The organism is Microcoleus sp. T2B6 (genome assembly GCF_036700475.1).
Taxonomy (GTDB): Bacteria; Cyanobacteriota; Cyanobacteriia; order Cyanobacteriales; family Microcoleaceae; genus Microcoleus.
Genome location: NZ_JAUBOZ010000086.1, coordinates 26,173 through 33,796 on the forward strand (window position 1 = coordinate 26,173; position 7,624 = coordinate 33,796).

The following is a 7,624-nucleotide window of genomic DNA, read 5'->3' on the forward strand; positions in this document are numbered from 1 at the left end:
ACATACCCAGCAACTAATCTAAAACTCTTGTCCTGCATAAAGTAAAATCTAATTTATGAATAAGTTTAATGACTAGCCATCAAGAAATTTACCAAGAAATCAATGAAATCACTCGAAAATTAATATCAATTGGTTTATCGGTTAAACAAAATTTTCCTTCATGTACCCCGACTGGTAAAGGTAGTTATAGAATCGCATATTCCCAAATGCAGGATCTCTCAATAGTATTGAAAAATGTTGATTACAAAGAGATGTATGAGGAATTAGATAGAAATGACAACTATAATATCAAAATGATTGATGGTGCGTTAATCCAGTTGATGTATACTTATAAAAATTCTAGTTTAATTTCACATAGATTAGCCTTCTTTCCATCACCATTTTTGGAAAACTTTCAGAATGATCCGGAGATTTATGAAAATGACGAAATATATGCAGACATAATAGCAAAAAATATATTGCCAGTACCAATTAGATTTGATTACGATCCAGACAACCATCAGGAATTAGATCACCCGAAATCCCATCTAACTTTGGGACAATTCAAAAATTGTAGAATACCTGTTTGTTCTCCCATAGCACCCAGTACATTCATATCTTTTATTCTTCGTAGTTTTTACTACACCGCCTTTAAAAAATACACAGCTCAACTTACCTTTTCCAGTAAGCTTTTTCAGAAAACTATAACTTCCGGAGAAAAAAAGATATTGCACATAGCTATTGAATGACCAAATAAATTAGCATACTTAACTGTAAGTAAGTGGGTACAAATAAACATCACGTAGGGAGGGCGGGTTTTGCCACAGTAAACTCGATGCTAGTTTAGAAGCTACGCTAAACCAGGCCCTACAAGACCCTACAATATATTATTGTTTTTTCGTGATGTTCTACAGCACAACCTAAATTAACCCACCCGTTCGGCCAACTCCAACCAGCGCTCAGTCGCATGATCGATCTGCTGCGTCAACTGAGCTAAACGATCCGATAACTTCTTTACCTCCGCAAACCCGCTCGGAGCATTGTTAGACAATCTCTTCTCAATCTCTTGTTTCTCAGCTTCCATCTTCGGAATTTGACTTTCTAATTGTTCGTATTCCCGCTTCTCATTAAATGAAACTTTGGTGGAGCTTTGAGTGGAGCTCTTGGATTTTGAATTGTTAGATTCAGCGGTGCGTGTTAGTTTTTCTTTTTCTTTTTGCCCTTTAATTTCCTTGGCTTCTTCCGCTTTCTTGTAATCTAAATACACGGAATAATTACCGGGATACAAGCGCAAATTGCCCCCAGGCTCCAAGGCAAAAACCATGTCGATCGTGCGATCGAGAAAATAGCGATCGTGGGACACCACAATCACGCAGCCGTTAAAATCTTCGAGATAATCCTCCAAAACCGCCAAAGTCTGCACGTCTAGGTCGTTTGTCGGTTCGTCCAAAATCAGCACGTTCGGCGCACTCATCAGCACTTTCAACAGAAATAATCGGCGCTTTTCCCCGCCCGAAAGTTTGTTAATCGGTGCATACTGTTGGTTCGGTGGAAACAGAAACTTTTCCAACATTTGAGAAGCGGTAATGATTTCCCCATCCGCCGTTTGCACCAACTCGGCCACACTTTTCAAGTATTCAATAACTCGCTGGTCTTCGTTCGGCGTCAAATCCTCTGAATGCTGGTCAAAATAACCGATATGAATGGTTGTGCCAATTTCGACAGTACCCGAATCCGGCTGAATGCGTCCGGTGATGATATCCATCAGCGTGGATTTTCCCGCACCGTTGCAGCCAATAATTCCAATCCGGTCTTCGGGCGTGAAATTGTAGGTAAAATCTTTAATTAAAGTGCGATCGCCGTAAGCTTTACAGATATTCAGTAACTCAATCACTTTCTTACCAATCCGGCGGCCCGCTGTGGCAATTTCGACTTTGCCGTTGGCTGTTTTGAACTCCTGGGCTCGCATATCTTTAATGCGATCGATCCGAGCTTTTTGCTTGGTACTGCGCGCCTTCGGCCCGCGTTTGAGCCATTCCAATTCGCGCCGCAATACACCCGCGTGTTTGCGAACAGTGCTGGCGGCGGATTCTTCAGCTAAGGCTTTTTTCTCCAAGTAATAAGCGTAATTGCCAGCATAATTGTAAAGGTCGCCGCGATCGATCTCCAAAATGCGATTGGTAACGCGATCGAGAAAATAGCGATCGTGCGTAATCAGCAACAAAGCACCGCGATAGCCGTTTAAATAGTTCTGCAACCACTCCACAGACAGCGCATCCAAGTGGTTTGTCGGTTCATCCATCAGCAACACATCGGGCTCGGACAACAAAGCCGTTGCTAAGGCAATTCGCTTGCGGTAGCCGCCGGACAAGTCGGCAATTTTCGCATCAAAATCCTCAATCCCCAACTTGGTCAAAATCAATTTGGCCTTCGTTTCCAAGTCCCACGCATCCACCTCATCAATGCGTTCCGACACCGCAGACAGACGCGCCATCAGCTTGTCTGTATCCCCTTTGCCGTGGGACAATTGAGCGGAAATTTCCTCGTATTCTCGCACTAAAGCCATTTGTTCGCCACTGTCAGCAAATACTTGCTCTAAGACAGTGTGATTTTCGTCTAAATCCGGCTGTTGGGGGAGATAGACAATTGTAGACCCTGGATTGACCCAGCGATCGCCAGAGTCGATCGACTCCATACCGGCAATCATTTTCAGCAGGGTTGATTTGCCGGAACCGTTGGTGCCGATGAGTCCGACTTTATCGCCTTCATCCAGGCTGAAGCTGGCATCTGTCAAGAGTTCCTTGATGCCGAAGTCTTTTTTGATCGATCGCAGAGTAAAAATAGTCATGAGTATATAAAATTATTTACCTAACTTTTGACATCGATAAGCGAATTGCGGTATTTTAAGTTATATCATATATTGTAACGCATCTGCAATACAATTATAGGAACAATCTAGACTAAAAAAGTGAATGTTCCAAATAGATTTCACACTAGACGCTTTGTTTTTCTATGATATCAGAAGTAGGACTATCAAAAAGGCGTGATTTTCAGTTTAACTGGGACACTTGATCTGGTTTCATCCGAACTAATCTTGATGTTGCGAGGGCCAAAATGAAAAGAGATCGTATTACAAGCAATCCAAAGCGGATGAACGGGCAACCATGTATTCGCGATCTTCGGCTTACTGTTTGTCGAGTGATCGAGCTGCTAGCAACTTATCCCGATCGAGAAGAGCTAGATCAAGAGTTTCCAGAACTAGAGGATGAAGATATCCGGCAAGCCCTAGGTTTTGTATCTTCTTACCTTGACGAGCTCATCATTGAGCTACCTAATCGCTAGTGAGTTAACTACTATTACAACTGAATAAACCGCTTTTTTACATTATTTCATACAAAACACTAAATTGGGTATGACGAGGAGATTGACAAACAAAAAACCTAGGCGGTAAAATGAGGAAAAAAGCACGGATAATTCTCAAATGAACGATCGCTCCTCAGCAGATTTGATATCTGTGACAGAGTTACACCCCCAGCTTAATGACTTACTCCAGCAACTATCACCAGAACGATTACAAGTGCTTGCTGATTTTGCGGCTTACTTAGCAAATGCTGAAAGCGAAGCTGCAACTCAAGAACTTTTGGCAATTTCTGGATTGCTAGAGCGAGTTAAGCAAAATCGAGCAACTCCTAAAACTGATTATACAAAGTGGAGAACTCTTCGCAATGTACTATAATATAGATACCAACCTTTGTTGGAGTATCTTTGTATGTCCTTGTTATATAGACGCAGGTGCTTATGTCTCAAGCAATTAGGCAAGACATCATCAATATCGCCGAAGAGCAGATTGACGAAATAAAGCAAAAGATTGACTACCATACTACAGAATACACTATCGAATTCATAGTCGATAAATACCTGGAACAAGATGGTGGAGGGATCGGTGAGATTTATATCCCTGAATTTCACAGAAACTTGAGATGGGATATTAATCATCAATCTCGATTCATTGAATCCATTATTATTGGTGTTCCTATTCCTGCCATGATTGTCGTAGAAATCTATGAAACTGGAAGACTAGAAATTGTGGATGGCTCTCAGAGGGTGAGGACTCTTGCAGCTTTCATGACAAATCAGTTGCAATTGAGTAATCTCCAAACATTAGATTCTCTAAATGGTTCCTATTTTAATGATCTCGCACCCTCACGCCAAAGAAAGTTTAAATATACTTCGCTTAGAATGATAATTCTCTCAGACAAAGCTGATGAAAAAGTAAGGAATGATATTTTCTATCGCATCAACACCAGTAATCTCGATCTAACTCCTAATTCTAATAGTCTGCTACCAAACTCATAAGCCTGAGAATATGAAACCAAGAATTGACTATGCTAAGAATAAACTTTTAAGTCGCAGCCTATGAAAGAGTTCATCAGAGACTTTAACAGGCGAGTGGCAGAAATCCAGAAATATTTTGAATTAGTAGATAAAATTGAACAAATTGGTGCATTATCTTCTAAATCAATCATCTTCCCATCAGGTGAATATATTGTTGATAGCGAGATTCAAAAAATCTTGCAGTCTCATTGTTACCTGCTATTATACAATCTTGTCGAATCTTCTATCAGAAATGGTATAACTGCCATTCATGATGTTATTTTAGTCGAGCAATTAACTTATAAAGATTTAAGTCCGAAAATAAAGAGATTGTGGTTGCTGAACGATAAAAGTAAAAGTTTCAGAGACTCATATATCAAAAAGGATAACGTAGCTGACAATCTTCAGGAATTAATTAAATCGGTTTTGGATGATGAGATGGTTTTGTTAGATCCATCTAATATTCCCATATCGGGAAATTTGGATGCTAAAACTATCAAAGAACTCATAGATATGTATGGCTTCTTTGGAAATTTAGGAGTTGCGAGTAGAGAAATAGATGACATTCTGAATTTTGTGGTTAAGATTCGATGTGATTTGGCACATGGAAATGTTTCGTTTTGTGATGCTTCGAGTCAAATACTTTGGAGCAAGTTAGTTGATGACAAAGATAAATTGGTAAAATATATAACTCATCTGCTGAATAATATTGATGATTACATTGAGAAGAAGAAATACAGAATCTAGCAGTCGATTTTGATGCGTAAACCTTCGCTAAATCGCGATAGCCAGTGGAGATTGAAAAACCAAAATCCTCTGCGGTAAAATGAGGGAAAAAGCACGGATAATTCCCAAATGAACGATCGCTCCTCAGCAGATTTGATATCTGTGACAGAGTTACACCGCCAGCTTAATGACTTACTTAAGCAACTATCACCAGAACGATTACAAGTGCTTGCTGATTTTGCGGCTTACTTAGCCAATGCTCAAAGCGAAGCTGCAACTCAAGAACTTTTGGAAATTTCTGGATAGCTAGAGCAAGTTAAGCAAAATCAAGCAACTCCTAAAACTGATTACACAACCTGGAGAACTCTTCGCTCCGATTGATGAAGTTGTTCTCCATCCTGATGCTCAAAAGGTTTATGTCAATCTCGATCGCCCATGCCCTCCAATGTACTATAATTCAGATACCAACCTTTGTTGGAGTATTTTTTTATGTCCTTGCAAGAGCTTAAAGAAAAAGCCAGCCAACTATCAGTCAGCGATCGCCTTGCCCTGCTAGGTGCGATCGTTCAATCCCTGCAAAGTACACCGGAAATTGAGAATTGGCAATATTTAACTGCACGTCCTCATGCTTGGCGCAAACAACTTTATATTAAGGGACGTAAATTACTAGCATCGACTATTTGGCGAGACATGACTGCTAATGGGATGTCACCGGAACAAGCCGCCGAAAACTGGGATTTACCACTTTCTGCTATCTATGAGGTGATTGATTACTGTGAGAATAATCAAGAATTTTTAAAATTAGAAGCAGACGAGGAACGCTATCGATTGGAAGTAAAAGGAGTCCAAGTTGAGCCTACGAATGCTGCTTGACGAAGATTCTCAAGCAAAGTATTTAGTCAATCTTCTTCAGGCAGCCGGTCACGATGTAGCCACAGTCAATACATTGGATTTAATGAATCATCCAGATTCAGTCGTGCTAGACGCTGCCAGAGAAAATGAGAGAGTGCTGCTTACACGCAATTGTGATGACTTTCAGCAATTACATCAAGCGAACCCAGAACATTCAGGAATTTTGGCAGTTTATCAAGATTCTGAAGCTTCTAAGAATATGAGTTATCAGGCGATTGTGAAGGCAATTGATAATTTAGAGACGGCAGAATATGACCTCACTAATCAGTTTGTGGTTCTCAATCAATGGAGTTATTAATGAGAAATTTATGTAAAGATGCAAAATAGAAGTCTCATTGTTACCTGCTATTATAGAATATTGTCGAGATATAGTTGCTGCTAGACAGGCGATTGATCGCAGTTCCAACTGGATTCGCCGCCTTTGAAATTCTCTCTACTGCTCAAACTATTTATGTCAAATAACCTGGATCGCGCTTCCTTAATCGATCGCTCTTTTTCTTTCAACAATTGCTTTGCCCGTTTTACCCGTTGGGCGATCGAATATTGTTAGGGAGATGTGCCTATCAACTGCTTCAACAGATGGCTGAAAGGAAATGGACTCATACCCAGCAATTGAGCAAAATCTGCAAGCTTAATATCTTGATTCCGATGTTGGTTGATGTACTCGGTTTGAGTTTCTGGTTGTATTTTGCTTCGCCAGTGCGATCGCTATCTCTGGGATGCTTTTGAGAACTGGCATTGCAAGCCATAGCTTGATTGTGCCTAGATAGCAATCACTTTTGAAGTCATTGTAGAAATATAAAGTTTTAATTTTAATAATTTTCCCTGACTTTACTTCCCTTGGTGTCCAACTTAAAGATTCAACAGACAGCAGCCACCTTGACATGGCTGGCAGTACGCACCTTACTTGTATCTAGAGACGGGCAGTTTCAACAATATCTTCTCTACCTTTCGGAAGAGATAAACGCGCCATGATATAACCTCACAAAAATAATGTTTTGAGTAAAAAGGCGGGGGTGGAAAGTACGAATGCAGATTGTAGGGTTTCCTTGCCTGTCATTCCCAAGTGCGATCGCCGAAGATAAGAGTATAGAAATTAAACGGCTGGTTTTCACCCGCCCCTACACAAAATGAACTTACAAAAAGAACAACAAGTAACAATTCTACAAGACGAAACAGCAGCGACTGGAAATTCAGCCAACCCAACAGTTGAAACTCATGTATTCGCCTCAGAATTTGCAACAGAGGAAAAAGTCAGAGTGGAAGAATTTAAGATTAGCGGCGACAGCCTAATTGGTAAAGTCAAAGAACTAATTCAGCAAGGAAAACTCCGCCGCCTTGTCATCAAAAACTCGCAAGGGCGGACTTTGGCAGACATTCCGCTGATGGCTGGATTGGTAGGCGGCGTTGCCGGCTCAGTAGTCTTTCCAATTGCTGCTGTACTTGCTACAGTAGGGGCAGTTGTGGCTCATTTGACTGTAGCAATCGAGCGCAAAGAATAGTCATTAGTAATTAAAAATCTTCTCTTCAAGTCCGCGAAGGCGGACTTTGTTTGTTTAGGACTGAGAATTAAATAACTTCCACAAGTTTGTGGGATGGGCGTCCCGCCCGTCCTTTTTGGACGGGCGGGACG

General features: G+C 40.8%; 12 protein-coding genes. 9 read left to right on the plus strand and 3 right to left on the minus strand.

The features are described from left to right. Positions 1-68: 68 nt before the first annotated feature. Positions 69-728, plus strand: coding sequence for a DUF2290 domain-containing protein (locus tag QUA00_RS27770; RefSeq protein ID WP_333411870.1), 660 nt, complete (start codon positions 69-71; stop codon positions 726-728). Positions 729-904: 176 nt separating this feature from the next. On the opposite strand, the gene QUA00_RS27775 is transcribed toward QUA00_RS27770, so the two are convergent. After that, positions 905-2,827 carry an ABC-F family ATP-binding cassette domain-containing protein gene (locus tag QUA00_RS27775; RefSeq protein WP_333411871.1) on the minus strand — a complete coding sequence of 641 codons (1,923 nt, stop codon included), beginning with the start codon at positions 2,825-2,827 and terminating at the stop codon, positions 905-907. Positions 2,828-3,093: 266 nt separating this feature from the next. Between QUA00_RS27775 and QUA00_RS27780 the strand changes: the two genes are divergently transcribed. The 7 genes from QUA00_RS27780 to QUA00_RS27810 all read left to right on the plus strand — a co-directional run bounded on the left by QUA00_RS27780 (position 3,094) and on the right by QUA00_RS27810 (position 6,289). Beyond that, positions 3,094-3,321 (plus strand): DUF433 domain-containing protein, encoded by a 228-nt coding sequence (locus QUA00_RS27780; RefSeq protein WP_333146140.1) that lies wholly within the window; start codon positions 3,094-3,096, stop codon positions 3,319-3,321. Between the two features lie 139 nt (positions 3,322-3,460). Next, positions 3,461-3,715, plus strand: coding sequence for a hypothetical protein (locus QUA00_RS27785; protein ID WP_333309979.1), 255 nt, complete (start codon positions 3,461-3,463; stop codon positions 3,713-3,715). A 62-nt stretch (positions 3,716-3,777) separates the two neighbouring features. Continuing rightward, entirely contained in the window at positions 3,778-4,335 is a 558-nt protein-coding gene (locus QUA00_RS27790; RefSeq protein WP_333028054.1) for a DUF262 domain-containing protein, read from the plus strand. 60 nt (positions 4,336-4,395) lie between these two features. Continuing rightward, positions 4,396-5,100, plus strand: a complete 705-nt coding sequence (locus QUA00_RS27795; RefSeq protein WP_333146135.1) for an MAE_28990/MAE_18760 family HEPN-like nuclease — start codon at positions 4,396-4,398, stop codon at positions 5,098-5,100. Between the two features lie 108 nt (positions 5,101-5,208). Then, positions 5,209-5,385 carry a hypothetical protein gene (locus tag QUA00_RS27800; protein ID WP_333146134.1) on the plus strand — a complete coding sequence of 59 codons (177 nt, stop codon included), beginning with the start codon at positions 5,209-5,211 and terminating at the stop codon, positions 5,383-5,385. Positions 5,386-5,568: 183 nt separating this feature from the next. Then, positions 5,569-5,952, plus strand: a complete 384-nt coding sequence (locus QUA00_RS27805) for a hypothetical protein (RefSeq protein WP_333411872.1) — start codon at positions 5,569-5,571, stop codon at positions 5,950-5,952. Next, a complete protein-coding gene (locus tag QUA00_RS27810) occupies positions 5,942-6,289 on the plus strand; it encodes a DUF5615 family PIN-like protein (RefSeq protein ID WP_333411873.1) in 348 nt (115 codons plus the stop codon). Before QUA00_RS27805 ends, QUA00_RS27810 begins: the two co-directional genes overlap by 11 nt. Before the next feature lie 248 nt (positions 6,290-6,537). On the opposite strand, the gene QUA00_RS36955 is transcribed toward QUA00_RS27810, so the two are convergent. Beyond that, positions 6,538-6,603, minus strand: coding sequence for a hypothetical protein (locus QUA00_RS36955; protein WP_445305765.1), 66 nt, complete (start codon positions 6,601-6,603; stop codon positions 6,538-6,540). After that, positions 6,591-6,740: a hypothetical protein gene (locus QUA00_RS27815; protein WP_333411874.1), complete on the minus strand. Its 150-nt coding sequence runs from the start codon at positions 6,738-6,740 to the stop codon at positions 6,591-6,593. The genes QUA00_RS36955 and QUA00_RS27815 overlap by 13 nt, the downstream gene beginning before the upstream one ends. A 381-nt stretch (positions 6,741-7,121) precedes the next feature. Here QUA00_RS27815 and QUA00_RS27820 point away from each other — a divergent pair, with 381 nt between their 5' ends. Further along, a complete protein-coding gene (locus QUA00_RS27820; RefSeq protein ID WP_333411875.1) occupies positions 7,122-7,493 on the plus strand; it encodes a DUF4342 domain-containing protein in 372 nt (123 codons plus the stop codon). Positions 7,494-7,624 lie beyond the last annotated feature (131 nt).